This is a genomic window from Flavisolibacter nicotianae (assembly GCF_003628535.1).
GTDB lineage: Bacteria > Bacteroidota > Bacteroidia > Chitinophagales > Chitinophagaceae > Flavisolibacter > Flavisolibacter nicotianae.
On the sequence record NZ_RBCI01000016.1, the window covers coordinates 85,462 to 109,563 of the forward strand.

The window sequence follows — 24,102 nt, forward strand, 5'->3', positions numbered from 1 at the left end:
TACATCAAAGCCCAATGAAATAATAGTTATCTAACTCCGGGGTTTATGCCGTACCTTAACAAAGAAAGACAGCACCCAGTTATTTAACATGTATTGCACGCATGAAAAACGACAGTTTCCTCAGGTATAAAAGAAGGAGCAGGTGGATCTTGTTATTGGGTATTTTATTGGTAGTGGTTTCCCCCTTTTTTTTGATTCAGCCTGCAGTCTTACACTTTTTTTCCGGGCAAGGTGATATTGGTAATTCAATTGGGGGGATAACAGGTCCCTTTGTGGGACTGATCGGTGCTATTCTGGTGTATCTCTCTTTCGAGCAGCAGATTGAAGCAAACCAGACCCAGCGGAAGGCGCTGCGCAATGAGATTATACAAAATCAGATCAAAAGTGAATATGAGACCCTGGATAAACACCTCACGGAAATAAAAGACGAGTTCTATAAATTAAAATATCGAAGAGGTTTGCTGGCGATCCAACTAAATCACCCCCATAAGGACAGCATACTGGAGGGTGGAGATGCCATGGAGGCTTATTCTCATGATATCAAGAATTATGGCGACGAGATTTATCTGGACACTATCGAATTTGAATACGGTGTGCGGTATTTTTTTCTGCTCATCAACACATTCCACGAGCAACTTACCATGTCCATTGTACCTCAACAACAAAAATTCTATCTCGCAAAAAAATTTCTATACTTCTATGAGTCCAAAATCAAGTGGCAAATGCAATTACTGGACCGGCAAAAGTTAGGATCGGAAGAGAATAGCGGGCTATTCTCCATGATTCATCAGGAAGCGCTTGGAATCATGAAAAAGACAGAGGATATGTATGCATTGTACCTGGTGGAACCAATCATTAGATAAATGTTTAAGTTGGTCATTTTACCCATTACCTGTAATAGTTTGAATAATTTCCAGAAGCCTGCAATTGATATTGCTTACCAAACAGTAGCAGAAGGCATGGATGAAAAGATGGTCTTTACCACTCCTACGGACCGTGTTGCCGTGGGGGCTCATTATCGAGGTAACCCTGTAGATATCAATGAAGGTCATCGGAACTACAAGAAGAGGAAGGAAAGAAATAGCCTCTTATTCTAATGCCTTTTTAAAGGCCTATTAATAGACACTAAAGTAGGAAATTTATCCTGCGAAAAGGAGAAGAAACAATAAAGATGTCAGGGTAAGAGTATAGTTGAATGTTGAATGGTTCTTATGCACAATCATCAACCAATGGATCGGCTCGAATATTTTAGCGATGCTGTTTTGGCAATAGCGGCAACACTTCTTGTTATCGAACTTCCGAATCCGAAACCGAAACAGGCTTGCTGCAGGCCATCGTCAAACAATGGCCTGCTTATTGTGCCTTCTACTATTATGCAACAGGCAAAATCTATTTTGTAAAAGTCAATGTTTATTCTTTAAAAAAAGATACGTTGATATGGGGTTGGTATTACTTCTGCAGTCAACCCCGACAATGATAACTACTTGTAAAGCTCCGTTATTCAAACTGTAACCAACTGAATGAAAAAAGAAGGGTTGCTAAACATAGCTTCCCTGATCAGGTATCGCATTTCTTTATATTTTTTATTAATCATTAATACCAGGTTTTATGAAAAAGATTCTAGCTATCGTAGTGATCTTAATCGGAATTTCTTTGACCTCTGAGGCCCAGCAACATAAGGAGAGTTCAGTAACCCAACACCAGGCTAAAAGCAACAGCTCGCAAAAAGGCCATGGGAATGATAAAGAATCAACAGATAAGGTAGGCCCCAAAGGCCAGAAAATTTATATTACAGACGTCCGCTATTACTGGGTAGATAAAAACGGGAACAGGCATTATGTAGAAGAGGTTGAATTAAAACCCAAACAATAAGTTTCTACGTACCACATAAATTCAGTGGTCGAAATTTTGCCCAATAACCAGGTAAAGCTTTACCCGGATGCAACAATGAATAGTTGAAAGAGACAGGAAGATGGCAAAAATAATTGAGTTTTTGTGCAGGAGTTTTATGTAGATGAAGAGAACTACCTGTGGGTGGTGAACCCGGTCTGCCCTCATGAACTACTATTGTTGCTTTTTCTAATGCCCTATTATAGCATAATTGAAAGAGTGTAAAGCGGGAAAATTATCCTATGGAAAGGAGAAGATTCAATGAAAATGTCAGAGGTAAGAATTTAGTTGAATGTTGAAAGGTTCTTATGCACAATCATCGACCAACGGATCGGCTCGAATATTTTAGCGATGCTGTTTTGGCTATAGCGGCAACACTGCTTGTTATCGAACTTCCGAAACCCGAAACCGAAACAGGCTTGCTGCAGGCCATCGTCAAACAATGGCCTGCTTATGCTGCATTCGCTGCATCTTTCCTGTTTATCTGTATTGCCTGGTCCAACCATCACAATATGTTTATTTACATAAGGCAGACAGATCAGTATCTGCTTATACTGAATATTTTGTTTTTGATGTTTGTTACACTTCAATCTTTTACCACCGGGTTATTGGCACGTCATGTAGGCAAACCTGACGAACGAACGGCGGCATTGATCTATCATGCGACATTGGTGTTGATGACGTTGTTCTACAATTGTACCTGGTGGTACGCAATTAGAACGGATGGAATTTTGAAAGAACCTACAGATAAGAGGCTCATCCGTTTTCTTACAAAGGAATATGCAATTGCCCCTGTGCTGCACCTGGCTGCCTTAATCATATGTTTGTGGAGCGTATCTTTAAGTATTATACCTATTTTGTTGTTATATGTCTATTTTGCCTTACCTCGGATTAGTGAACTAAGAGTAAAGAAGTATCCCCTGCGGCGAAAAACCTCTTGTTGATGTAAAATAAATATCTCTTGGTTATTTTTTTAGGAGTGAGGAAACAGTTCTTCGATTTGATTGGATAAGTAGCCGCCACTGGCTGAAAGATTTTGATACCTCTGCCTTCGGCAAACAAAGCCGGAGAAGAAAAAGGAAGGGTCCTGCCATCAGCAAAGCCAGATCTTTTGGTGTTCTTTTGCTCCCTGCGCCAGTCCCTGCTTTGTCATTTGTAAAAATTACCTTTGCTAATATTATACTTTCCGCAGAAATCGATGGTACTGATTTGCCTTGATTAAACTCTTTGAGCAGCTCATGGATCTGGCGAATGTTGAGTAGAATGCTTAAAGACTTGTTTGCAATTGATTCCATCCGATTATGATTTAAACAAAGCTACCAGAGCAGAATTTAAGAAGCAAGGTGTACTTGGCCGGTGGGATTCGTAAAAAGAGGAAAAATTTGATTAAGAATAGTCAAGGATAGGAACCTATTTTAGAAGTATTTTAAATAAAACTACCCCGGCTAAGTAGTAAATAGCAAGACCTGTAGTAAAGTATCGACATCTTATCAAACACCCGCTTAGTGGAAGTTTTGCAACTGAATCTTCGACTCGCCGAAGATTCAGTTGCTCGATTCTGCCAATGGCGCAAATGGATTAAAGGACGAATATAGCCGGTGCAAATACTCAATCTCTTCCCAGAGAAAATGATGAATATACTGGCTTAGATCGCATGGTTTGACATCCTTGGGACTTTCCGCGCAACTGAGGGATTTATTTAAAAGTTTGCGTTGTCAGTGTTGATGCATTGCGTTTTTACAACTCACCAATCACTAATGTGCGAACAACCTATTTTGTATTCACAGGGCAGAATATTGCATTTGTACCAACGATACAACGTAGATTAGCTTTCTCAATTCTGCCAAAGTGGCTTATTCATAATAGAGAAGTAGTTCGCAATTGTTATTGCTCAAACTCTTGCCAGGTCTGTAATAGTTTGCTGATTTTAAACTAACTAGATTCGATAATGTCGTCAGATCTTCTAATAGCTGAATCGACTTCCGTCTCGCTCTCCACTTGACCTGGACGCAGAGCAAAAGATAAGGTTGGGCAATGTATGAGCAAGTAAAGCAGTCAATCATTACCGATACTTTATGGTGTATGAGCGTAGGTCGTGGATGGTGCGTACCGGCTGGAAGATTTTTTAATATCATAAAAGAAACATTCTCCTTGGATCTTAAAAATTTTTGTTCGAACTCTTTCCCTCAGTTTAAACTTCTCTATACGGTTGCTTAAGACAGTAGTGGAAATCTGGTCAAAGCTAAGGATGCATATAAGATGCATGATTACGTTCGTCCAGTTTGTAATAGTGATTTGGTACTTTGGAAATGGCCACACAGGAAAAGGTTCAAAGAGGCAACATTTCGCATACAAAGCAGGAGTGTTGTTATCGGGGTGATTGCCGGGCTATCCCTTTTCCTGACCTTACTCAGACAATGAGATGTCCTCTGTCATTGGTTGCAAGTTGCTGGAGATGGTATCTTCATTGGTTCAACCGAAGGCGATGAAAAGGTCGAAACCTATTGTGGTGTTTGTTCTGCTGGCCTATTTCATTTCTTGGCTTGCGTTTATTCTGCTGGCACTCAATCATCGTCACTTCATTTTTCTTTTCCCCGATGATTCGGCACATGCCCGCCAGCAGGATGTGTGGCATTCGTTCGGGGCTTTGGGTCCCATCCTTGCTGCTTTGCTTACGCTACGGCACTTTCACAACGAAGGAAACAGACGGCAGTTTCGAAGAAGTTATTCTGTAAACAAGCTTTCCCCGAAAGGCTGGCTGCTTTCTTTTTCACCACTACTCATTTTGCCGTTTCCCTTGTAGTGAACCGCTTTGTAAAGCAAGAATGGTTTGATATTGCCGGTTTCTTCCAAAACAATGCATTGACGCACCCGGTAAATCTGCTTGCCTGGCTGCTGCCCATTTTATTTTATGGCTTTGGGGAAGAAGGCGGCTGGCGTGGTTATGCCTTGCCGGCACTGCAAGCCCGGTATTCAGCCTTCAAATCCACGGCCATTCTTTCTGTTATCTGGATCGGGTGGCATATTCCATCGTTTTTTTACCGGTATGAATTAAAAGGCATGGCTTACATCGGTTTTGTATTGGGAATTGTTGCCGGCGCCATCTGGCTCACGTTTCTGTATAACTATACGAAAGGGAGCACTCTGGCCGTAAGTCTCTGGCACCTGACATTCAACTTTGTGTCCATGATGGGAAAGAACGAATTGGTGCTCTCGGCGGTCATAAGCGTTTTGGTAATGCTCCTGGCAGCTTTGGTTTTGATAAAATACAAGCCGGCTAACCTCTCTTCTTATGAAAAAACAAGCTTACTGCCGGAAGTACCTATCTCAAATGTTTCAGACCCTATAGCGGAAATGAAAATAATAGCCCGAAACAACGAAAAGGAACGTAGCCGCTAAGAATTGGTAATGCAGGCTTTCTCTGTTTACACAAAATATATCGCATGAATATTCACCTTTTAAAAATCAAAGCGCAGAGGGAGGAGGTTTTCAAACCGCCCGAAGAGCAAAAGGCGCAGGCTCAATCAAAAAGGCTAGCTGCCCTTGTTGGCCCTACTGCTGCTGCACTCGGTCTTACCGAAACCCTTAACCTGCACATTTGGGCAACTAATCTTCCGCAGGTTACTTACCTCAATGGCACATTGCTCTTTATTGCAGGTCTTTCAATCATCCGCATCCACAACTGTTGGAAAGGGTGGCCAATTGTTATCACACTGGCTGGCTGGATTTTGGTTTTTGGCGGTCTTTACCGCATGATTGCTCCTGAAGCCAAACAAGCCGGTGAAAGTGCAGCGACCTACGCCTTATTTACCGTGCTGTTTCTTGGCGGGACATTCTTAACCGTTAAAGCCTACGGGAAAAAACTAAGGGGTGATGGAACCACAAAGACAAGAGTTGGGCTTCTTTCTTTGTTGTTGGTGCTGGCTTGCTTTCAACTGGCACTGGCCACCATTCACCTGCACGTGCCCCGAACCACGCAGTTCGACCGTTCGCTTCCATCTTCAGTAATTAATGGTTACAGATACCACATGGAAGTCTTTGGCCCTGCAAACGCAACACCACTCATTGTGGTACACGGTGGGCCAGGACTTGATTACGAATACCTGAAACCTTTAAAAGAATTAGCAAACGATTACCGGGTAATTTTTTACGACCAGCGAGGTTCTGGTTTATCGCCACGGGTAGATGAAAGCTCTCTTACCATCGAACAAAACTTGGATGACCTGCATTCAATAGTGCAACATTTTTCTGGCGGTAAAAAAGTAAAACTCATTGGTCATTCCTGGGGCGCTACGCTGGTGGTTGGGTATTTGTCAAAACACCCCGAAGTTGTTTCGCAGGCCGTGATTGTAGAGCCGTTTATTCTCTATCCCGGTGCACCGGTAAAAGAATGGGTCCAAAACTTCAAACGTGCAGGCAACATTGGTTCCACCTGGAATATTCTCTCCACCCTTATCTATTATCCCTTTGTTACGAAAGAAGACGGACAGGAAAGATACGAATATATCGGAACCAAAATAGCCGGTAAAACGAAGCCTGGGCCACCCTACAATTGCGTAGGGCAGGACCTGCCGCCCAACACGTTTAAACGAATGGGGTATGCGGCCTATAACACGATTTTAAAACCCATCATCGATGATCCCAATTCTTTAAAATATGATTTTACCGCCGGAAGTGCAGCCTATAAGGGTGGTTTGTTGCTGATGAGTGGTGAATGCAGTATCCTTGGACCTTCCTACCAGGAAAAATATGCGATCCCAAAATTGCCACCGCAAACCGTTCTTGTAAAAGCAGTAAACATGGGCCACCACATGATTACACTAAATCCAGCGTGGAGCCTGCAAACCATTCGAGAATTTTTTTACACTGCAAGGGATTGACTGATTTTGAAACAATTTACGTAGCTCCTGAGTGACTTGAACCTTTTCGGGTAAACGGTTGTCTGTCAGCAAAATACACTTGCAAAAAAGAAAAAGGTGACGCCAGGGTGAACTACTTACGTCTTACGTCGTTTTGGCTCGTTTTGAGAACTTTTTAAAGATAATCAGGTGTCGTTTTCAAGAATTCTTTTGTTTCCATCATCATTCCAGAAGATCACCTACAACAGATCGTAGGTCGAAGCTCTCGATTTTGCCATTGGTGTAGAATTGGATAGGAGAGGACAACTGGATGGTGTATTCAATCTCTTACCCGGCAAGTTGCAGCGTAACGATTTTTAGCAATTCAGCCCACTCATCGGTAGGTAAAGAAAGCCAACCTACGTTGTATCGGAGGTTGACTTTCTTTATTCTGCCTCCGCAAATCGGGAAGGCGGTACTTCAAGAGAACTTAGATCAGCCTTCTTGATGCTGCCGATGGTTAGAATTACACGAAAATGCGGAATCCACCATTCAATCTCTTGCCACGCGAAATCCGAGACAGGCAACCAACAATGTCCGAATAGATCATGCTAACTGGCTGGACGAAGGATCAATGACTGCTGCAGAATTTCTCTTTTCAATCTTAAAAATGATGTAACTTAATAAGGCAATTCAGCTCTTAAACCCTCTTTTATGGGTACTGTTAGAAACATACTCCAATCAAAGGGTAGTGCCGTGTACAGCATCAGCCCTGATCATTCGGTTTATGATGCGCTGGAGCTATTAGAAGAAAAAAATCTTGGATGTCTTGTTGTTGTTGAGAATGAAAAGCTCATTGGTGTCTTTACCGAAAGAGATTATGCCCGGAAAGTTGTTCTGAAAGGGAAATCCTCTAAAGAAACACCTGTAAGAGAAATCATGACCGGACAGCCTATTGTGGTAACACCTACCACGTCTTGTGAAGTCTGCATGCAATTAATGACAGAAAAATTCATCAGGCATTTGCCTGTTGTGGAAAACGGACAATTGATCGGACTTGTTTCGATTGGCGATTTAGTGCGGATGACAATTTCAGACAAGGATTATCTCATCGACACGTTGAGCCATTACATTACTGGCTAACCTGGGTACTGTATGATCAGGTATCTGCACGATTACATTTTACGAGCGCACAAGCAGGAACGTTATGCCCATGCTTAAAATCAATGATTCCGGCGTTTGGACCTTCTTACTTTATGCAGGTTTGGTCGGGCTTCTCCTTGCCATCATCATTACCTTATCCTATTTCTTAGGCCAGCGGCATCGCGAATCGGAAACCAACCTGCCTTACGAAGGCGGTATTCAGCAAACCGGTTCAGCACGGCTACGTTTCTCTGCTCAGTTTTACCTGGTTGCCATGTTGTTTGTCATTTTTGACGTTGAAGCGATGTTTATCATGTTGTGGGCATTAGGCTTTTACGAGTTGGGATGGCCGGGTTATATTGGCGTGGCCATCTTTATTGGCCAACTGCTGGTGGTGCTTATTTACGAATGGGGCATCGGTGCACTGGACATCGGCCCAGATGTCAAAGGCATTTTAAAAAACTATAAAAAAATGGTACAGAAGAAATCGCCTGATGCAGTAGGAACTGAGACAAATCCAACTGATCATTGAAAACGTTGTTTGACTATGCCGGCTTTTTTGGCAGGTATTATAAAATCGTTTTACACCTACCTTTTTAATTTATACCCTTTGAAGCGATTGCTTTTTTTAACCGTGGCTTTGTATTCGCAATGGCACTCTTATACTCCTTTCATTTAGCAGGCAAGGTAGATTGAGATATTTCTATCAACAGGCCTTTCACCTCTGGGGCGAAAAGAGTATCATCTGTTCCCGATGCGGCAAGTAAAGTGAAAATACAAGGTATGAAATGGTGGTTACAAAAACCCGGCGCCGATACAAGTGCCATCTCCGGTACAGGCAGTATGGAAGAGACCATGAGCAAAAGCGTTTTGCTCACTTCCGTGCAAAGCCTGTTGGCCTGGGGACGAAAAAATTCACTTTGGCCTTTCCATTTTGGTCTCAGTTGTTGTTTTGTCGAAATGGCAACCAGCATCACCAGCAAATACGACGTGGCTCGTTTTGGGGCAGAAGTCATTCGCGGTACGCCTCGTGAAGCCGATGTTATGGTGATTGCGGGAACCGTTTTCATTAAAATGGTGCCGATCATTAAACGCCTGCACGAACAGATGATGGAGCCACGGTGGGTGATCTCGATGGGCAGCTGTGCCAACAGTGGCGGCATGTATGATATCTACAGTGTGGTGCAGGGAGTCGATAAATTTTTGCCCGTAGACGTGTATGTGCCCGGATGCCCGCCACGACCGGATGCATTTATGCAGGGACTGGTATTATTGGGTAAGGCGGTCAGGGAAGAAAAGCGACCGCTTAGCTGGGTCATTGGCCAGCAGGGCGTGATCAGGCCGGAAATGACGCCGATGAAGGAGCAGCGAAAAGAGGAGCGGATGAAGATGATACATTTCAGTACCACGGATACCATATAGGAAAGGGGCAAACAGCCTATTTCCCGACAATTTGGGAATAACAGTCATTTGTAATGTTTAACGATCTGCTATGCCTGAGGATGATATGATATGGCAAGAGATTCAACAACAGTGTGGCATTGACGGTTTTCATCGCCAGCAAACCGTTGATACCATCGAAACGGTTTGGATTTCAAAAGAGCAACTCGTTCCTGTCCTAACCTTTTTAAAATCTGCGACCAAACCTTTCAATCTGCTGTATGACCTCTGTGGCATCGATGAGCGTGACCGGCGCAATAAGCAGTCGCTTCCTACACAGGACTTTACTTTAGTTTACCATCTTTTTTCGTTTGAGCGAAACGGTTTCGTTCGTCTGAAGCTTGCCTTGAGTGGCGAGTACCCTTCCGTGCCATCTGTCACGCATTTGTTTAAAAATGCCAACTGGTACGAAAGAGAGGTGTACGATATGTTTGGCATCCGTTTCGAAGGTCATCCTCACCTTCAACGCATTCTGATGCCCCTGACCTGGAAAGGTCATCCGCTACGCAAAGAACATCCCGCACGGGCAACAGAGATGGGCCCCTTCCAGTTGCATGAAGACTACCTGGAAAGGGCTCAGGAGGCCTTGCAGTTCAAGCCCGAAGAATGGGGCATGCAAAGACAAAGTGATGACGCCGATTTTATGTTCCTCAACATTGGTCCGCAACACCCGGGCACGCATGGTGTGTTACGGATCATCCTGCAGTTGGACGGTGAAGACATTGTAGATGCGGTTCCCGAAATTGGTTTCCACCATCGGGGTGCCGAAAAAATGGGCGAGCGGCAAAGCTGGCATACCTACATCCCGTATACAGATCGTGTCGATTACCTGGGCGGTGTGATGAACAACCTTGCCTATTTGCTGGCTGTCGAGAAACTCGCCGGCATCGAAGTTCCCGACCGGGTGAAGGTCATCAGGGTGATGTTGTGTGAACTGTTCCGCATCTCCAGCCACCTGGTCTGGTTTGGAACCTTTGCACAGGATGTTGGCCAGCTTTCACCGGTGTTTTACATGTTTACCGACCGGGAAAAAGTCTTCGATATCGTTGAAGCCATATGTGGCGGCCGCATGCATCCGAACTGGTTCCGGATCGGTGGGGTCGCACAAGACTTGCCCAAGGGTTGGGATGCCCTGGTTCGTGACTTTGTCGGTTATTTTCCTCCGAAGCTCAAGGAATATTCCAACATGGTGCTGCGCAACAGCCTTTTTAAGGGCCGCACAAAAGGCATTGGCATTTTCACACTGGAGGAAGCCATCGAATGGGGCGTTACCGGTCCCGGGCTCAGGGCCTGCGGCTACGAGTGGGATTTTCGAAAAAAACGGCCGTATTCCGGTTACGAGATGTTCGACTTTGAAGTGCCCACTGCGCAGAATGGGGACTGTTACGACCGTGCCCTGGTTCGGGTAGAGGAAATGCGCCAAAGCCTGCGCATCATTGAACAATGCCTGAACAACATGCCGGAAGGAAGCTACAAAGCCGACCACCCGCTAACCACGCCGCCGCTGAAAAAATACACCATGCAGGACATTGAAACTCTGATCACACATTTCCTGAATGTGAGCTGGGGACCTGTGATTCCTGCGGGGGAGGCCATGAGCTGCATCGAGGCAACAAAAGGTGCCAACAGCTATTATCTCACCAGTGATGGTGACACGTCGCCGTATCGTGTGCGCATCCGCACACCGTCATTTCCACATATGCAGATGGTGCCTTATATCAGCAAAGGATACACGGTGGCAGATCTTTTATCGATTCTCGGTGCCATGGATTTTGTGCTGGCGGATATTGACAGGTGAAGAGGAATGGGAAAATGAGAAAATGTGAAAATGGGAAAATGGGAAGAGATTGATTCATTAAAATACATGAACCAACGGTTATGTTGACACAAGAAGAAATCAATGCCATTGACCACGAAGTGAAGTTGCTGCCGCATAAAAAGGCAGCGGTGATCGAAGCATTAAAAATTGTTCAGAAGGAAAGGGGTTGGGTATCGGATGCAAGCATCAGCGAAGTGGCAGAATACTTAGACATGAGCCCGGCTGAAGTGGATTCGGTCGCTACCTTTTACAACCTGATTTTTCGCAAGCAGGTTGGGCGGCATGTGATCCTGCTTTGTGACAGCATTAGTTGTTATGTGATGAAATACCAGGAAATCTATGTGGCCCTGCAGCAAAAACTGCAGATCCAATTCGGGGAAACAACGACCGATCAACGGTTCACCTTGTTGCCGAATGCCTGCCTTGGCTGCTGTGATCATGCACCGGCTTTGATGATTGATGACGACCTGTACACAGATGTAACTATCGAGCAACTGGACGAACTATTGAAGAAATATTCTTAATTGACAAACAGGGATAAAGAGAACACCAATCTATTGACCATTCACCATGGAGCGTCCGTTAACGCAACATATTGATCTCCGCCGGCCTGCTTTTACGCTCAAAGAATACGAGCAGGCAGGTGGCTATGCTGCACTGAAAAAGGCGGTAAAGGAATTGACACCGAAAGAAGTGCAACAGGTGGTGCAGGACAGCAACCTGAAAGGTCGTGGCGGTGCCGGGTTCAACACGGGTCTGAAGTGGAGTTTTGTTCCGATGGGCGATGAAGCACGGCATCCAAAATACCTGATAGCGAATGCCGATGAAATGGAGCCGGGCACCTTCAAAGACCGGCTGCTGCTCGAGGGCAATCCGCACCAGCTGATCGAAGGCATGATCATCGCGGCTTATGCCATACAGGCCGACATTTCGTACATCTTTCTGCGCTGGGCGTATAAAAAAGCGGCCCACCTTATCCGAAAGGCGTTGGCTGAAGCGTATGAAGCCGGTTATCTCGGGGAAAACATTTTGGGCAGCGGTTGGGGACTTCAGATGCACCTGCACACGGGTGTTGGCCGCTACATGTGCGGTGAAGAAACAGCCCTGCTGAACGCCCTGGAGGGCAAGCGGGCAACACCACGGTCGAAACCTCCATTCCCGCAGGTCAGTGGCTTGTTCGGCAAGCCAACCGTTGTCAACAACGTTGAAACGTTTTGCTGCATTCCGCATATTGTTTCCAATGGTGCCGAATGGTTCAAAGGCCTGAGTAAAAGTGAAGACGGTGGTACAAAAATCTACGGTGTCAGCGGAAAGGTAAAACGACCTGGCGCCTGGGAGTTGCCTATGGGCATTACCATGCGGGAACTGCTTGAAGAACATGCAGGCGGAATGGCAAATGGCTACCAGTTAAGAGGTGTTTTGCCCGGCGGGGCCTCCACTGATTTTTTGACAACCGAACACATGGACATCAAGCTCGATTTTAAATCGGTTGCCGCGGCAGGCAGTCGCCTGGGAACGGGTACCATGATCGTGATGGACGATGCCACCTGCCCGGTTGGATTTGTGCACAACCTGCAGCATTTTTTTGCGCAGGAAAGCTGTGGTTGGTGCACGCCTTGCAGGGAAGGGCTACCCTGGGTGGAAAAGATCCTGTTGAGCATCGAAAAAGGAGAAGGCCGTGAAGAAGACCTGGACATTCTCAGCCTTCATACAAAGATGCTGGGACCAGGTAATACGTATTGTGCCTTGGCAACCGGCGCTATGGAACCCTTGCAAAGTGCATTGAAATATTTCCGGGAAGATTTTGAGCGACATATCCATGAAAAAAGCTGTCCGTGGAACGGGCATGAACACAGGTGATCCGAGAAAGACAACGGGTGCCTGTTGTTGAAGCGCTGATTATTGTCTAAAAAGAAAAAAATGTTACGTATGAAAACACTGGAAAAAAACAAAGAAGTCGTGATGCGCTTCCAGAAAGCGTTTATTGAAGAAGGAGACGACCAAGTGTTTGATGAAATCGTTGATCCGGGCTTTCTGTATCATTACAGTGCCCATGGCAACGCTGAGGGAAGAGAAGCCTATAGGAATTTCTTTCAGGGCACATTGCGGCCTGCCATCAGCGATTTAACCGTGCACGTTTACGACCTGGTAGCCGAGGGTGATATGGTGGCCCTGCATAAATCGTATCATGGTCTTTTGACCAACGAAACGTCGGAAACCGAAGACTGGCACGACACCATCGAAATCGTGGTGATGGAAATGATCCGTTTGAAAGACGGAAAGTTTGTGGAGAGTTGGGCGGTGATGGATTCACAGGATATTGCCTGGCAAGCCATCGAAGAGGACGAGCATGTCTATTGACCTTGTGAAAGGCAGACAATTTGATCCGCCCTGGCTGTCACATCAATGACTGACCATGCCTGTCATTTTTATTGATAACATTTCCTACAACGTAAAGGCCGGCAAGAACCTGCTGGAGGCCAGTCTTGCGCTGGGTCTTGACCTGCCTTATTTCTGTTGGCACCCGGCGCTGGGCAGTGTAGGGGCTTGCCGCCAGTGTGCCGTCAAAGTCTTCAAAGATGAAAATGACCCGCAGGGACGATTGGTGATGAGTTGCATGGAAGAAGTGAAAGAAGGCTTGCGCTTTTCCATCAATGACAAAACTGCCACTGCATTCCGGGAGCAGGTGATCGAATGGCTGATGACCAACCATCCGCATGATTGCCCGGTGTGTGACGAAGGCGGCAGTTGTCACCTGCAGGACATGACCGTGATGACAGGACATGATTATCGACGGTATCGTTTTAAAAAACGCACCTATCGCAATCAATACCTGGGTCCTTTGGTGCATCATGAAATGAACCGCTGTATCCAGTGTTACCGATGTGTTCGGTATTACCGCGATTATGCCGGTGGCAAGGACCTTGATGTTTTCGCGGCGCATAACCATGTATATTTTGGAAGGGAAAGCGATGGGGTATTAGAAAGCCCTTTCAGTGGTAACCTGGCCGAGGTTTGCCCGACCGGCGTTTTTACCGATAAAACGCTGAAAGAGCATTATACCCGGAAATGGGATTTGACCATGGCGCCTTCCGTGTGTCAGCATTGCAGCGTGGGTTGCAACACCATTGCCGGTGAACGTTACGGCTCATTGCGCTGCATTCAGAACCGGTACAACAGCGAGGTGAATGGGTATTTCCTCTGCGACCGTGGTCGTTACGGATATGAATTTGTGAACAGTGAAAATCGGGTCACGAAGCCTTTACTTCGCAATCGTCCAATCGAAGCCGTAAGCGAACAGGAGTTAAACAATCATTTACAGGTAACACTTTCAACCGGATCCTTGATTGGCATCGGTTCGCCACGGGCTTCGATGGAAAGCAATTTTGCCCTTCGGCAACTGGTTGGTGTCGATAATTTTTACCAGGGCATTAGCGAAGACGAAGCCTACTTACTGCGCAAGATCATTGGTGTACTCAGTTCAGGTACGGTTCACAGTGCTTCGCTGAAAGAAATAGAACAGGCGGACGCCGTGCTGATTCTGGGCGAAGATATCTGGAACACGGCACCGCGGATGGCGCTGTCTGTTTTGCAGACTGTCAGGAAAATGGCTGCTGCCGATGCTACCCTGCAATTGAAATTGCCGCAATGGAATGATGCTGCTATCAAGGAATTTGTGCAGCAGGAAAAAGGATTCCTTTGCAATATTACCCTGCTCAATTCACCGTTGGATGAAGTGGCAGCAAGTACACTGCGTATGGCTCCCGATGATATGGCACGCCTGGGTTTTGCAATAGTCAACCAGATGGATGCCTCGCAGCCAGCAGTGGACAATCCAGATGACAACCTTCTGTATCATGCAAAGTCTATTGCCGCAGTGCTGCAGGAGGCAAAGCGGCCGGTCATCATCAGCGGCGTTTCGGTTTGCAACGAAGGGGTAATCAATGCGGCGTACAATCTTGCCGCTTTCCTGACAAGTTCTGGCAAGTCTGCAGGGCTTTGTTATGTTGTACCCGAGTGCAACAGCATGGGTTTGGCCATGATGCAGGCGCCTTCATTTGACAAAGCTGTACGACGAATCGAAGAGACAACAGATACCACCGTGATCCTCATTGAAAACGATCTTTATCGTTCGATCCCGTCAGAGGAAGTTGAGTATTTTTTCAAACGCTGTAAAAACCTGATCGTGCTTGATTCTCTCTTCCACCGGACGACGGAAAAAGCACAGGCGCTGATACCGGTTGCCAGTTTTGCCGAAGGCGATGGAACGATCGTCAATTACGAAGGCCGTGCCCAGCGTTTCTACCAGGTCTTCATGCCTTCCAACCCGTTGATCAAAGAAACATGGCGATGGCTGAAAGAATTATCCCTGCTGCGCCTGCAAAAAAGCAACGGTCACAACCTACATCCCGACCAGTTGCTGGCTGAACTAGAAACCGCTTTGCCGCAGTTCAGCGGCATTAACCAAACCGCACCGGCACACAATTTCTCCATTCACGGTGAGCGGATACCACGGGAGCCGCACCGCTACAGCGGCCGCACAGCCATGCTGGCCAATCAACATGTCAGTGAGCCCAAGCCTTTGCAGGACGATGATTCGCCGCTTTCGTTTACCATGGAGGGTTATAAAGGGATTCCGCCGTCCAGCGCAGTTCCGTTCTTTTGGGCACCGGGATGGAACTCCGTACAAGCAGTCACCAGGTACCAGGAAGAGCCGGGCGGCTCTCTCAAGGGAGGCGATCCGGGGATCAAATTGTTTGACCTGAATGGGAAGCAGCCCACGTATTTTAAAGAACCACCCGAGGCCTTCCATACCAGGCAGGAAAAATGGTTGTTGCTCCCGCACTATCATGTATTGGGATCCGGAGAATTGAGCAGTTACACAAGGGCGCTGCAAGAGTTGTCACCGGCTCCGTATGCGATACTATCAGCAAACGATGCCAAACGGCTGGCATTGGCCGGTGGTGCCAACATCCGTTTGTCTGTTGCAGGTAAAAACTATACACTACCGGTTCAACTAAAAAAAGAATTGCCTGATGGGATTCTGCTGGTTACAGCAGGCTTGTTGGGTGCGGATTCCATGAATTGGAATTCATGGATAAAGGTGGAGAAGGTGTGATGGGATAATGGTATAATGAGAAAATCCGAATAATGGCAAATGTGAAAATGGCTAAGCAGAACTTGTGAACTCGTGAACCTGTGAACATGTGAACTTTCAAATTCTGAAGCGTATGACAGTACTGCAACATGTCTTGATTGTTTTGGGTGTTTTGTTCGTGTTGCTGAACATCGCAGCCGGTCTTATCTGGGTAGAAAGAAGAATGCTGGCGATGTGGCAGGAGCGGCTTGGTCCCAACCGGGCAGGTCCCTTCGGCATCCTGATTGTGCTGGCTGATACGTTGAAGCTGTTTTTTAAGGAGGACTGGATTCCTCCCTTTGCCGATAAATGGATTTTTATTACGGCACCGGCGATTGTGGTGGCCAGTGTGCTCATGGGCTTTGTGATCATTCCGTTTACACCCACGATCATTGTTGCGGACCTCAATGTCGGGCTGCTTTTTTTTCTGGCCATGTCTTCACTTGGCGTGTACAGCATTGTGTTGGGGGGCTGGGCTTCCAATAACAAATATTCTTTGCTCGGTGCTTTGCGTGGCGCCTCACAGATGATTGCGTATGAGGTTTTCATGGGACTTAGCCTCATGGGTGTGGTGATGATGACCGGTTCTTTCAAACTAAGTGATATTGTCATGGCGCAAAAAAATATGTGGTTCATCGTCACACAGCCCCTTGGCGCCATCATCTTTTTTATTGCCGGAATTGCCGAAACACACCGCCTGCCATTTGATATTCCCGAGGCAGAAAGCGAATTGATTGCGGGGTATCATGCGGAGTATTCAGGGATGAAGTTCGGTATGTTCTTCATCGGCGAATACCTGGGCATTACCCTCATTTCGGCCATGATGGCAACGATGTTTTTTGGCGGCTACCTGGGTCCGGCCTTTTTGCCGCCCTGGGCCTGGTTCTTTTTGAAAACGTTTGCTTTTATTCTGTTTTTTATCCTATTAAGGGCTTCGCTTCCCCGGCCGCGGTATGATCAATTGATGGAGACAGGATGGAAGGTGCTGTTGCCCCTGGTGCTGTTGAACATCCTGGTCACTGGTGCTGTATTGCTGTGGTTGAAAGGATAAGGATGGACCAGAGAAGCCAATCGAATGTGTATTCTGTGAAGAGGTTTGACCATTCCATAAAATAAATCTTCGGAGGTAGAGTTACTATGTTCAGTCATCTGCGAACCATCTGGTTAACGTTTTTGCATCTTTTTAAAAAGAAAGTGACAATCGAGTATCCGGAAGAAAAGGTAAAGCTGCGCCCCCGCTGGCGTGGCCGGATTGTTCTGACGAAAGATCCCGACGGCGATGAACGCTGCGTGGGTTGCTATCTCTGTGCGGCTGCCTGCCCGGTCGATTGCATTGCCCTGCAGGCCACGGAAGACGAGAACGGCCGCCGCTATCCTGAATTTTTCCGGATCAATTTTTCGCGTTGCATTTTTTGCGGCTATTGTGAAGAGGCTTGTCCCACATACGCCATTCAGCTGATCCCGGATTTTGAAATGGGCGAGTACAAACGGCAGAACCTGGTCTTTGAAAAAGAAGATTTGCTGATCGACAGCGAAGGAAAATACCCCGGCTATAACTATTACAAAGTAGCCGGAATTGCAGCGGGTGTAAAAGCTAAAGGCGGCGGAGAGACAGAAGAAGCACCGGTGGATATCCATAGTTTGTTGCCCTGAGCGAAGGTTCGTTTTCTGTTACGAATTGAATTGAAGCACATGCCAGTTTTGTTTTATATCGCATCAGTTGTGGCCATCATTTCAACATTGATGGTCATCACCCGTTACCAGCCTATCCATGCCTTATTGTATCTGGTTGTCTCTTTCCTGGCAATGGCGATGATTTTCCTCTCGCTGGGTGCGCCCTTTGTTGCGATCCTTGAAATCATTTTGTACGCCGGGGCAATCATTGTGCTCCTGATTTTCGTGGTGATGATGTTGAATCTTGGCAAGGATACAGCGCTGCAGGAAAGGCAATGGCTGCAACCGAAAACCTGGGTCGGACCCTCCATTCTTTGTCTTGTATTACTGACAGAATTGGTGATTTTATTGTTCCGAAGTCCGGAGGTGCCCATGCAGGTGAAGCCTGTGCCGATGCGAGCAGTTTCGATTGCCTTGTACAAAGAATATGTGATTGCCGTTGAACTCGCGGGCTTTCTTCTTATGGCTGGTATCGTCGGTGCGGCACACATCAGTAAGCACAGGAAAAAGCATCTGCACCGTTTCCTGCAGGAGGAAGCGAAAGGGCCGCAGCGAAGAGCTGAAAAGCTGACTATGATCCGGGAAAAAGAATCAACCGAAGCGGTTCTGCCAGCAGAAAAAAAGCCGGTAAAGAAAACATGAGCCGAAGATGGTTGGTGAAACGGACCACCATCACATGACTGTATTAAAAGAAACCGTATGCCATTTAATTCGCAAACTGTTTTGATTGTTGCCGCCATCCTTTTTGCACTGGGGCTGGTTGGCGTGCTCACCCGGAAGAACATCATCTTCATTCTGATCTCGGTTGAGATCATGTTGAACGCGGCGGGACTGGCCTTTGTAGCCGCCGGTATGCGGTGGGGCCAACCCGACGGACAGATCATGTTTTTGTTTGTGCTGGCCATGGCGGCGGCAGAAGTATCTGTGGGCCTTGCCCTGGTGCTGCAGGCCCATCACCAATACCGGTCGCTGGATATCGACCAGATGAAAGCGTTGAAAGATGAGGTGCCGGGATGATGAATGTTGTTGCCAAAGAACAAGCGGCAGGCTTTTAATGGGATCTTTAAACAATGCTGTATGAACAACCTGATTGCCTTGATTCCTGCTTTTCCCTTCCTGGGGTTTTTGCTCCTGTTTCTCATCGGCAGGCAATTGCCAAAACCGTTCATTGCATGGATTGGGGCCGGGACTGTTTGTGCAGCGGCCGTCCTGGTGCTTTTGCTGGGTATCCAATTTTTACAGGCACCTCCGGCGGATGGCGCGTATACACAAACGCTCTGGCAGTGGCTCAGCACAGGTCATTTTTCCTGTGCATTCCGTTTCCGGATCGATGCGCTTTCGCTGGTCTTTGTTTTTGTGATCACGTTTGTGGGAGCCCTCATTCACCTCTACTCGGTTGCATTTATGAAGGAAGACAGGGATTATGCCCGCTTTTTTGCCAGCATGAATCTTTTTGTTTTTGCCATGCTCGTACTGGTGATGGCCGATAATCTCCTGCTGCTTTACCTCGGGTGGGAAGGCGTTGGCCTGTGCAGTTACCTGTTGATTGGCTTTTGGTACGAAACGCCGGCCAATTGCCGGGCGGCCAACAAGGCGTTTTACATTACCCGTATCGGCGATACGGCGATGGCGATCGGGCTATTCCTGTTGTTCAAAGAACTCGGCACGCTAACCATTCCTGACATCCTCAATGCTTCACCTACTCATTTTCAGCAAGGCGCATCAAACACTACGCTCATTGCCTTATTGCTTCTGGCCGGTGGCATGGGCAAGTCGGCCCAATTGCCGTTACAAACCTGGTTGCCTGATGCCATGGCCGGTCCTTCTCCGGTGAGTGCCCTGATTCATGCTGCCACGATGGTGACGGCCGGTGTGTACCTGATTGCACGAATGCATGTGGTTTTCCAGTTATCACCCTTGGCCATGGCGGCAACCGCTGTGGTGGGAGGCCTTACTTTGCTTGTCGCCGGGTTTAGCGCCATGGTGCAGACAGACATCAAACGCATTCTTGCCTATTCCACCATCAGCCAGATCGGTTATATGTTCCTGGCTTTGGGAGTGGGGGCATGGAGTGCAGCCATCTTTCATTTCTTTACCCATGCCTTTTTTAAAGCCCTGCTTTTTTTGGCTGCCGGCGTAGTCATTGAATCACTGCACCACGAACACAATATTTTCCGGATGGGAGGATTGAAAAACCGGCTGCCGCTTGTTTTTAAAACTTTTCTTGCCGGGGCTGCGGCCCTGGCAGCACTGCCTTTTGTCAGTTCAGGCTTTTACAGCAAGGATCAGATCTTATGGTATACATGGAGCGCCGGAGGAGGAAGTCCTGTGCTCTGGATGCTTGGAATCAGTGGCGCTTTGATCACGGCTTTTTATACAGCCCGTTTAGTTATTGTTGTTTTCTACGGTGAAATGAAAACGCCGGTCAGCACTTATCCGGCCAAGCTGATGACGGTGCCATTGGTGATCCTTGCGGTTTTAAGCGTTGTTGCCGGATTTGTTGAATGGCCGCACAACATCCTGCATCTGTCTTTGTTTTCTGAGCTAGTGCAAAAGGTTTTGCCCGCAACAATCCTGCGGACAGGCATACCGTCTGAAATCGTTTTCCAGGGAATCGCCATTCTGCTTACATTGACAGGTATCTATTCCGGTTACTATTTGTATTACCGCAACACGCATGTCATCGGGCAATGGCAACAAAAACCGGCATTTGTTGCCGTTCGCAACTTTTTCTTCAGCGGCTGGGGTTTCGACAGGTTATACAATACGGTCTTTGTAAAACCCTTTGTGTGGATGACGGACCTGAATAAAACGGATTTCTTTGATCAAATCAACAAAGGACTTGCATCCGGCAGCCGCCAGCTCAACCGGTGGTTTTCTTATTCTCAAAATGGATCGCTTCGCTGGTACGTGGCTGGTGTGCTGGTTGGTGTTTTGTTCATTTTAACCTTACAATTGTTTGTATGATATTGGTTGTCATGATAAGCATCCTGCTGGTCGCCGGTTTCTTCTGCTGGCTGCTGGCGCAATGGAATGTTTCGATGGTGAAATGGATCTCCCTGTCTGCTGTGGCGATTGATTTTCTTCTTACCTGTTTCATTTTATGGCAACACTCCGTGACACCGCTCCTGAACAGCCCGGCATGGCTAGTTGAATACAGGGCGGACTGGATTCCTTCTTTTGGAATCAGCTTTCACCTGGCTGCTGACGGTTTGAGCCTCCTCCTGTTGCTGCTTTGTTTTTTCCTGGGCCTACTCGCTGTGGCCTGTTCCTGGAACGAGATCCATCAACGGACAGGATTTTATTATTTCAACCTGTTGTGGACACTGGCCGGAATTGCCGGTGTGTTTGTGGCGCTTGATCTCTTCCTGTTTTATTTTTTCTGGGAAGTGATGCTGGTGCCCATGTATTTCCTGATCGCCATCTGGGGCGACAATAACCGGCGGTATGCGGCGTACAAATTTTTCATTTTCACACAAGCCGGCGGTCTGCTGATGCTCCTCGCAATTCTGGCTTTGTATTTTATTCACGGTGCACAAACCGGCACCTATTCGTATGACTATTTTAGCCTGCTTTCCACCACACTTTCACCTACGGCTTCACGCTGGATCATGATGGGCTTTTTGCTTGCCTTTGTCATCAAACTGCCGGCGGTGCCGTTTCACAACTGGCTGCCGGATGCGCACAGCGAGGCGCCCACTGCGGGAAGCCTGATCCTGGCCGGCCTGTTGTTAAAGACAGGAGCGTATGGTATCATCCGTTTTGTGGTGCCTCTTTTCCCACAGGCTGCAGCCGCGATAGCAGGATGGGCCATGCTGTTTGGTGTCATTGGCATTGTTTATGGCGCCCTGATGGCGTTTGCGCAAACGGATATAAAGCGGCTGATTGCTTACACGTCCGTTAGTCACATGGGTTTTGTTTTGCTGGGAATTTTTTCATTCCGTGAGATAGCCCTGCAAGGTGTGGTGATGCAGATGATCACCCATGGCATCAGCACCGGCGCCCTGTTTCTGTTGGCGGGTATGCTAAAGGAGCGGCTGCATACGAGGGATATCGCACAAATGGGTGGCTTGTGGACGTCGATGCCGGCCATGGGTGGTATGGCCCTTGTGTTTGTGATGGCTTCCCTGGGGTTGCCTCTGCTCGGGAACTTCATTGGCGAATTTCTCGTGCTGCTGGGTGCCTTTCCGGCAAACGGTCCGTTAGCCATCATTGCAACACTTGGATTTGTTTTCTCCGCCTTGTATTCGCTTCGCCTTATGCAGCGGGTCTTTTTGGGCCCGTTGACAATTGAAACGCCATTGCGGGATCTGAATGCCAGGGAATTGGCCACCATGATTGCCTTGGTCATCAGTATTGTGCTGTTAGGGATCTACCCGCAGCCCGTACTGGACCTGGTAAGGCCAACAGTGATGCAACTGGTTGAAGGAGCTTCCGTGGCGACGCGTTAAGGACACATTTGTTTTATTAAATCGGTCAATATGGATGGGACACAATTTTATGGATTACTTCCTTTCATGCTTTTGGCAATTGCTTCTATCGTCGTGATCCTGCTGATCGCATTCCGCCAAAGCCATACTGTTATCCAGGTCGTTGGCTTTCTGATGATGTGCGTGGTCATTGCTGCCATGTGGTATGTAAGAGACCGGCTGCCGGTGGTGATCACACCACTGTTTATTGTGGACGGCTATGCGGCCCTGTTCACGGGTCTGATAGTTTTTTCCGTCCTGATCGTAGGACTTCTTTCTTACATCTATTTCGAGGAAAGGGAAGAGAACCCGAAGGAATATTATATCCTGCTTTTTTTAAGCACACTGGGTGCGGCGATCCTGACCATCAGCCGTCATTTTATTTCTTTTTTTATCGGGCTTGAATTGTTGAGTGTGAGTCTTTACGCATTGATCGCTTACCTGCGCACCCGGAACAATGCGGTGGAAGCCGGTATCAAGTACCTGGTGCTTGCTGCGGTGACCTCTGGTTTTTTATTGTTCGGAATGGCGTTGATCTATATGGAAACCGGCAGTATGGATTTTACAGTGATTGCACAAAAGTCGGATCGCTGGTCTTCTGTTCCTTTCATTACCGGAATCGGATTGATGGTTGTTGCCATCGGGTTTAAACTGGCACTGGTGCCTTTTCATATCTGGGCAGCCGATGTTTACCAGGGCGCCCCTTCACCCGTCACGTCGTTTATTGCTACAGTGTCCAAAATTGGCGTGTTCTCGGTTTTATTGCGCTTTGGTTTATCGATACAACTGCAAACCAATACGACGTTACTGTATGTTTTCTCCGCCATCGCGATTGCTTCCATGATTGCAGGCAATATCCTGGCTTTGCAGCAGAAGAATATCAAGCGTCTCCTGGCCTATTCGTCGATCGCTCATCTCGGCTACCTGATGGTGGCCTTTCTGCCAGGCGACAATGCCGGAGTGGAAGCGGCTGTTTTTTACCTGCTGGCCTACTCCATAACCATATTAGCGGCCTTTGGCATTGTGACCTTACTGTCATCGAGTAATCAGGACGCAGAGGACCTGGAACTTTATAGGGGCTTGTTCCGATCCCGGCCTGTTATGGCGCTGGTGCTTACGGTGGCCATGCTGTCGCTGGCCGGTATTCCACTTACGGCAGGGTTCATTGGGAAATTCATGGTGTTAACGACAGGTGTGCATGTCGGCTTGTGGCTTCCTGTTTCTGTTCTGGTGGTTACAAGTGTGATGGGCATCTACTATTACCTTCGAATTATTACTACGCTATTTACAGATGCTCCGGCTGCCGTATCGACAGGGAAATCACTACACCCTTTTTTTTACATGGCTACCTATACAACGCTGGTGGTATTGATTGTGCTATTAATTGTAATTGGTGTGTTTCCAAACATTGTCATTGAAAATATACGGCAATTTTTGCGCCTTGGTTAAATAGAGAGAAGAACCCAAAAGGAAACGTTCCTTGTTTCGCTCGCTCTGTATGACCTCAGCGAAAGGTGTACTTTGATGTATGCAGAAAATTTGGGCTTTTGTCTTTTTGCTGTGCAAGGGATTGACTGATTTTGAAACTTACTCTGTGGATCCTGAGGGACTTGAACCCCTGGTCCCATTATTTTGCATCAGCAACTTGCATCAATGGCAGAATCGAGCGCTTCGACCTTCGATACATCGTAG

Annotated in this window: 24 protein-coding genes; 23 read left to right on the forward strand and 1 reads right to left on the reverse strand. The window is 47.2% G+C overall.

The genetic code is table 11. The annotated features are described in order from the left end of the window. Positions 1 to 101 precede the first annotated feature (101 nt). From D6024_RS24550 to D6024_RS24570, 5 genes are all read left to right on the forward strand, one after another. A complete protein-coding gene (locus D6024_RS24550) occupies positions 102 to 863 on the forward strand; it encodes a hypothetical protein (protein ID WP_121357468.1) in 762 nt (253 codons plus the stop codon). After that, a complete protein-coding gene (locus D6024_RS24555; RefSeq protein WP_121357469.1) occupies positions 864 to 1,097 on the forward strand; it encodes a hypothetical protein in 234 nt (77 codons plus the stop codon). It abuts the gene before it with no gap. 132 nt (positions 1,098 to 1,229) lie between these two features. After that, complete coding sequence (locus tag D6024_RS27660; protein ID WP_162945004.1) at positions 1,230 to 1,400, forward strand: TMEM175 family protein; 171 nt, start codon at positions 1,230 to 1,232, stop codon at positions 1,398 to 1,400. Between the two features lie 208 nt (positions 1,401 to 1,608). Then, positions 1,609 to 1,872, forward strand: coding sequence for a hypothetical protein (locus tag D6024_RS24565; protein WP_121357471.1), 264 nt, complete (start codon positions 1,609 to 1,611; stop codon positions 1,870 to 1,872). 326 nt (positions 1,873 to 2,198) lie between these two features. Then, entirely contained in the window at positions 2,199 to 2,834 is a 636-nt protein-coding gene (locus D6024_RS24570; RefSeq protein WP_121357472.1) for a TMEM175 family protein, read from the forward strand. Positions 2,835 to 2,855: 21 nt separating this feature from the next. Here D6024_RS24570 and D6024_RS24575 read toward each other — a convergent pair whose 3' ends face one another. Further along, complete coding sequence (locus tag D6024_RS24575) at positions 2,856 to 3,185, reverse strand: hypothetical protein (protein WP_121357473.1); 330 nt, start codon at positions 3,183 to 3,185, stop codon at positions 2,856 to 2,858. A gap of 1,190 nt (positions 3,186 to 4,375) precedes the next feature. Between D6024_RS24575 and D6024_RS26930 the strand changes: the two genes are divergently transcribed. From D6024_RS26930 to D6024_RS24660, 18 genes are all read left to right on the forward strand, one after another. After that, on the forward strand, positions 4,376 to 4,693 hold the full coding sequence (locus tag D6024_RS26930; RefSeq protein ID WP_162945005.1) for a hypothetical protein: 318 nt from the start codon (positions 4,376 to 4,378) through the stop codon (positions 4,691 to 4,693). Positions 4,694 to 4,752: 59 nt separating this feature from the next. Then, positions 4,753 to 5,289, forward strand: coding sequence for a CPBP family intramembrane glutamic endopeptidase (locus tag D6024_RS24580; protein ID WP_162945006.1), 537 nt, complete (start codon positions 4,753 to 4,755; stop codon positions 5,287 to 5,289). A 44-nt stretch (positions 5,290 to 5,333) separates the two neighbouring features. After that, positions 5,334 to 6,770 carry an alpha/beta fold hydrolase gene (locus tag D6024_RS24585; protein ID WP_121357475.1) on the forward strand — a complete coding sequence of 479 codons (1,437 nt, stop codon included), beginning with the start codon at positions 5,334 to 5,336 and terminating at the stop codon, positions 6,768 to 6,770. Between the two features lie 672 nt (positions 6,771 to 7,442). Then, positions 7,443 to 7,871: a CBS domain-containing protein gene (locus D6024_RS24590; protein ID WP_121357476.1), complete on the forward strand. Its 429-nt coding sequence runs from the start codon at positions 7,443 to 7,445 to the stop codon at positions 7,869 to 7,871. 70 nt (positions 7,872 to 7,941) lie between these two features. Continuing rightward, a complete protein-coding gene (locus D6024_RS24595) occupies positions 7,942 to 8,403 on the forward strand; it encodes an NADH-quinone oxidoreductase subunit A (RefSeq protein ID WP_240410155.1) in 462 nt (153 codons plus the stop codon). A gap of 251 nt (positions 8,404 to 8,654) precedes the next feature. After that, positions 8,655 to 9,293 (forward strand): NADH-quinone oxidoreductase subunit NuoB, encoded by a 639-nt coding sequence (gene nuoB, locus D6024_RS24600; protein WP_121357478.1) that lies wholly within the window; start codon positions 8,655 to 8,657, stop codon positions 9,291 to 9,293. A gap of 70 nt (positions 9,294 to 9,363) precedes the next feature. Continuing rightward, on the forward strand, positions 9,364 to 11,109 hold the full coding sequence (gene nuoC / locus D6024_RS24605; protein WP_121357479.1) for an NADH-quinone oxidoreductase subunit C/D: 1,746 nt from the start codon (positions 9,364 to 9,366) through the stop codon (positions 11,107 to 11,109). An 80-nt stretch (positions 11,110 to 11,189) separates the two neighbouring features. Further along, positions 11,190 to 11,654 carry an NADH-quinone oxidoreductase subunit NuoE gene (nuoE, locus tag D6024_RS24610; protein WP_121357480.1) on the forward strand — a complete coding sequence of 155 codons (465 nt, stop codon included), beginning with the start codon at positions 11,190 to 11,192 and terminating at the stop codon, positions 11,652 to 11,654. Between the two features lie 46 nt (positions 11,655 to 11,700). Beyond that, complete coding sequence (gene nuoF, locus D6024_RS24615; protein ID WP_121357481.1) at positions 11,701 to 12,990, forward strand: NADH-quinone oxidoreductase subunit NuoF; 1,290 nt, start codon at positions 11,701 to 11,703, stop codon at positions 12,988 to 12,990. A 69-nt stretch (positions 12,991 to 13,059) separates the two neighbouring features. Next, positions 13,060 to 13,491 (forward strand): ester cyclase, encoded by a 432-nt coding sequence (locus D6024_RS24620; RefSeq protein ID WP_162945007.1) that lies wholly within the window; start codon positions 13,060 to 13,062, stop codon positions 13,489 to 13,491. A 55-nt stretch (positions 13,492 to 13,546) separates the two neighbouring features. Then, positions 13,547 to 16,249: an NADH-quinone oxidoreductase subunit NuoG gene (gene nuoG / locus D6024_RS24625; protein ID WP_121357483.1), complete on the forward strand. Its 2,703-nt coding sequence runs from the start codon at positions 13,547 to 13,549 to the stop codon at positions 16,247 to 16,249. A gap of 112 nt (positions 16,250 to 16,361) precedes the next feature. After that, a complete protein-coding gene (gene nuoH, locus D6024_RS24630) occupies positions 16,362 to 17,318 on the forward strand; it encodes an NADH-quinone oxidoreductase subunit NuoH (protein WP_121357484.1) in 957 nt (318 codons plus the stop codon). Positions 17,319 to 17,404: 86 nt separating this feature from the next. Then, the gene (gene nuoI, locus D6024_RS24635; protein ID WP_121357485.1) at positions 17,405 to 17,920 is read left to right on the forward strand and encodes an NADH-quinone oxidoreductase subunit NuoI; all 516 of its coding nucleotides are present in this window, start codon (positions 17,405 to 17,407) and stop codon (positions 17,918 to 17,920) included. Between the two features lie 39 nt (positions 17,921 to 17,959). Then, positions 17,960 to 18,583, forward strand: coding sequence for an NADH-quinone oxidoreductase subunit J (gene nuoJ / locus D6024_RS24640; protein ID WP_121357486.1), 624 nt, complete (start codon positions 17,960 to 17,962; stop codon positions 18,581 to 18,583). 57 nt (positions 18,584 to 18,640) lie between these two features. Continuing rightward, the gene (gene nuoK, locus D6024_RS24645; RefSeq protein ID WP_121357487.1) at positions 18,641 to 18,958 is read left to right on the forward strand and encodes an NADH-quinone oxidoreductase subunit NuoK; all 318 of its coding nucleotides are present in this window, start codon (positions 18,641 to 18,643) and stop codon (positions 18,956 to 18,958) included. Positions 18,959 to 19,018: 60 nt separating this feature from the next. After that, positions 19,019 to 20,908 (forward strand): NADH-quinone oxidoreductase subunit L, encoded by a 1,890-nt coding sequence (gene nuoL, locus D6024_RS24650; RefSeq protein WP_121357488.1) that lies wholly within the window; start codon positions 19,019 to 19,021, stop codon positions 20,906 to 20,908. After that, on the forward strand, positions 20,905 to 22,392 hold the full coding sequence (locus D6024_RS24655; protein ID WP_121357489.1) for a complex I subunit 4 family protein: 1,488 nt from the start codon (positions 20,905 to 20,907) through the stop codon (positions 22,390 to 22,392). Before nuoL ends, D6024_RS24655 begins: the two co-directional genes overlap by 4 nt. A gap of 30 nt (positions 22,393 to 22,422) precedes the next feature. Then, positions 22,423 to 23,859, forward strand: a complete 1,437-nt coding sequence (locus D6024_RS24660) for an NADH-quinone oxidoreductase subunit N (RefSeq protein ID WP_121357490.1) — start codon at positions 22,423 to 22,425, stop codon at positions 23,857 to 23,859. Positions 23,860 to 24,102: the final 243 nt, after the last annotated feature.

Coding starts and splice junctions, on each gene's coding strand:
- D6024_RS24555 (WP_121357469.1), top strand. CDS start 864: ATGTTTAAGTTGGTCATTTTACCCATTACCTGTAATAGTTTGAATAAT.
- nuoK (WP_121357487.1), top strand. CDS start 18,641: ATGCCATTTAATTCGCAAACTGTTTTGATTGTTGCCGCCATCCTTTTT.
- D6024_RS24575 (WP_121357473.1), bottom strand. CDS start 3,185: ATGGAATCAATTGCAAACAAGTCTTTAAGCATTCTACTCAACATTCGC.
- D6024_RS24550 (WP_121357468.1), top strand. CDS start 102: ATGAAAAACGACAGTTTCCTCAGGTATAAAAGAAGGAGCAGGTGGATC.
- nuoF (WP_121357481.1), top strand. CDS start 11,701: ATGGAGCGTCCGTTAACGCAACATATTGATCTCCGCCGGCCTGCTTTT.
- nuoH (WP_121357484.1), top strand. CDS start 16,362: ATGACAGTACTGCAACATGTCTTGATTGTTTTGGGTGTTTTGTTCGTG.
- nuoJ (WP_121357486.1), top strand. CDS start 17,960: ATGCCAGTTTTGTTTTATATCGCATCAGTTGTGGCCATCATTTCAACA.
- D6024_RS27660 (WP_162945004.1), top strand. CDS start 1,230: ATGGATCGGCTCGAATATTTTAGCGATGCTGTTTTGGCAATAGCGGCA.
- nuoL (WP_121357488.1), top strand. CDS start 19,019: ATGAACAACCTGATTGCCTTGATTCCTGCTTTTCCCTTCCTGGGGTTT.
- nuoI (WP_121357485.1), top strand. CDS start 17,405: ATGTTCAGTCATCTGCGAACCATCTGGTTAACGTTTTTGCATCTTTTT.
- D6024_RS24565 (WP_121357471.1), top strand. CDS start 1,609: ATGAAAAAGATTCTAGCTATCGTAGTGATCTTAATCGGAATTTCTTTG.
- D6024_RS26930 (WP_162945005.1), top strand. CDS start 4,376: ATGAAAAGGTCGAAACCTATTGTGGTGTTTGTTCTGCTGGCCTATTTC.
- D6024_RS24585 (WP_121357475.1), top strand. CDS start 5,334: ATGAATATTCACCTTTTAAAAATCAAAGCGCAGAGGGAGGAGGTTTTC.
- D6024_RS24620 (WP_162945007.1), top strand. CDS start 13,060: ATGAAAACACTGGAAAAAAACAAAGAAGTCGTGATGCGCTTCCAGAAA.
- D6024_RS24570 (WP_121357472.1), top strand. CDS start 2,199: ATGCACAATCATCGACCAACGGATCGGCTCGAATATTTTAGCGATGCT.
- D6024_RS24590 (WP_121357476.1), top strand. CDS start 7,443: ATGGGTACTGTTAGAAACATACTCCAATCAAAGGGTAGTGCCGTGTAC.
- nuoE (WP_121357480.1), top strand. CDS start 11,190: ATGTTGACACAAGAAGAAATCAATGCCATTGACCACGAAGTGAAGTTG.
- nuoC (WP_121357479.1), top strand. CDS start 9,364: ATGCCTGAGGATGATATGATATGGCAAGAGATTCAACAACAGTGTGGC.
- nuoG (WP_121357483.1), top strand. CDS start 13,547: ATGCCTGTCATTTTTATTGATAACATTTCCTACAACGTAAAGGCCGGC.
- nuoB (WP_121357478.1), top strand. CDS start 8,655: ATGAAATGGTGGTTACAAAAACCCGGCGCCGATACAAGTGCCATCTCC.
- D6024_RS24595 (WP_240410155.1), top strand. CDS start 7,942: ATGCTTAAAATCAATGATTCCGGCGTTTGGACCTTCTTACTTTATGCA.
- D6024_RS24655 (WP_121357489.1), top strand. CDS start 20,905: ATGATATTGGTTGTCATGATAAGCATCCTGCTGGTCGCCGGTTTCTTC.
- D6024_RS24660 (WP_121357490.1), top strand. CDS start 22,423: ATGGATGGGACACAATTTTATGGATTACTTCCTTTCATGCTTTTGGCA.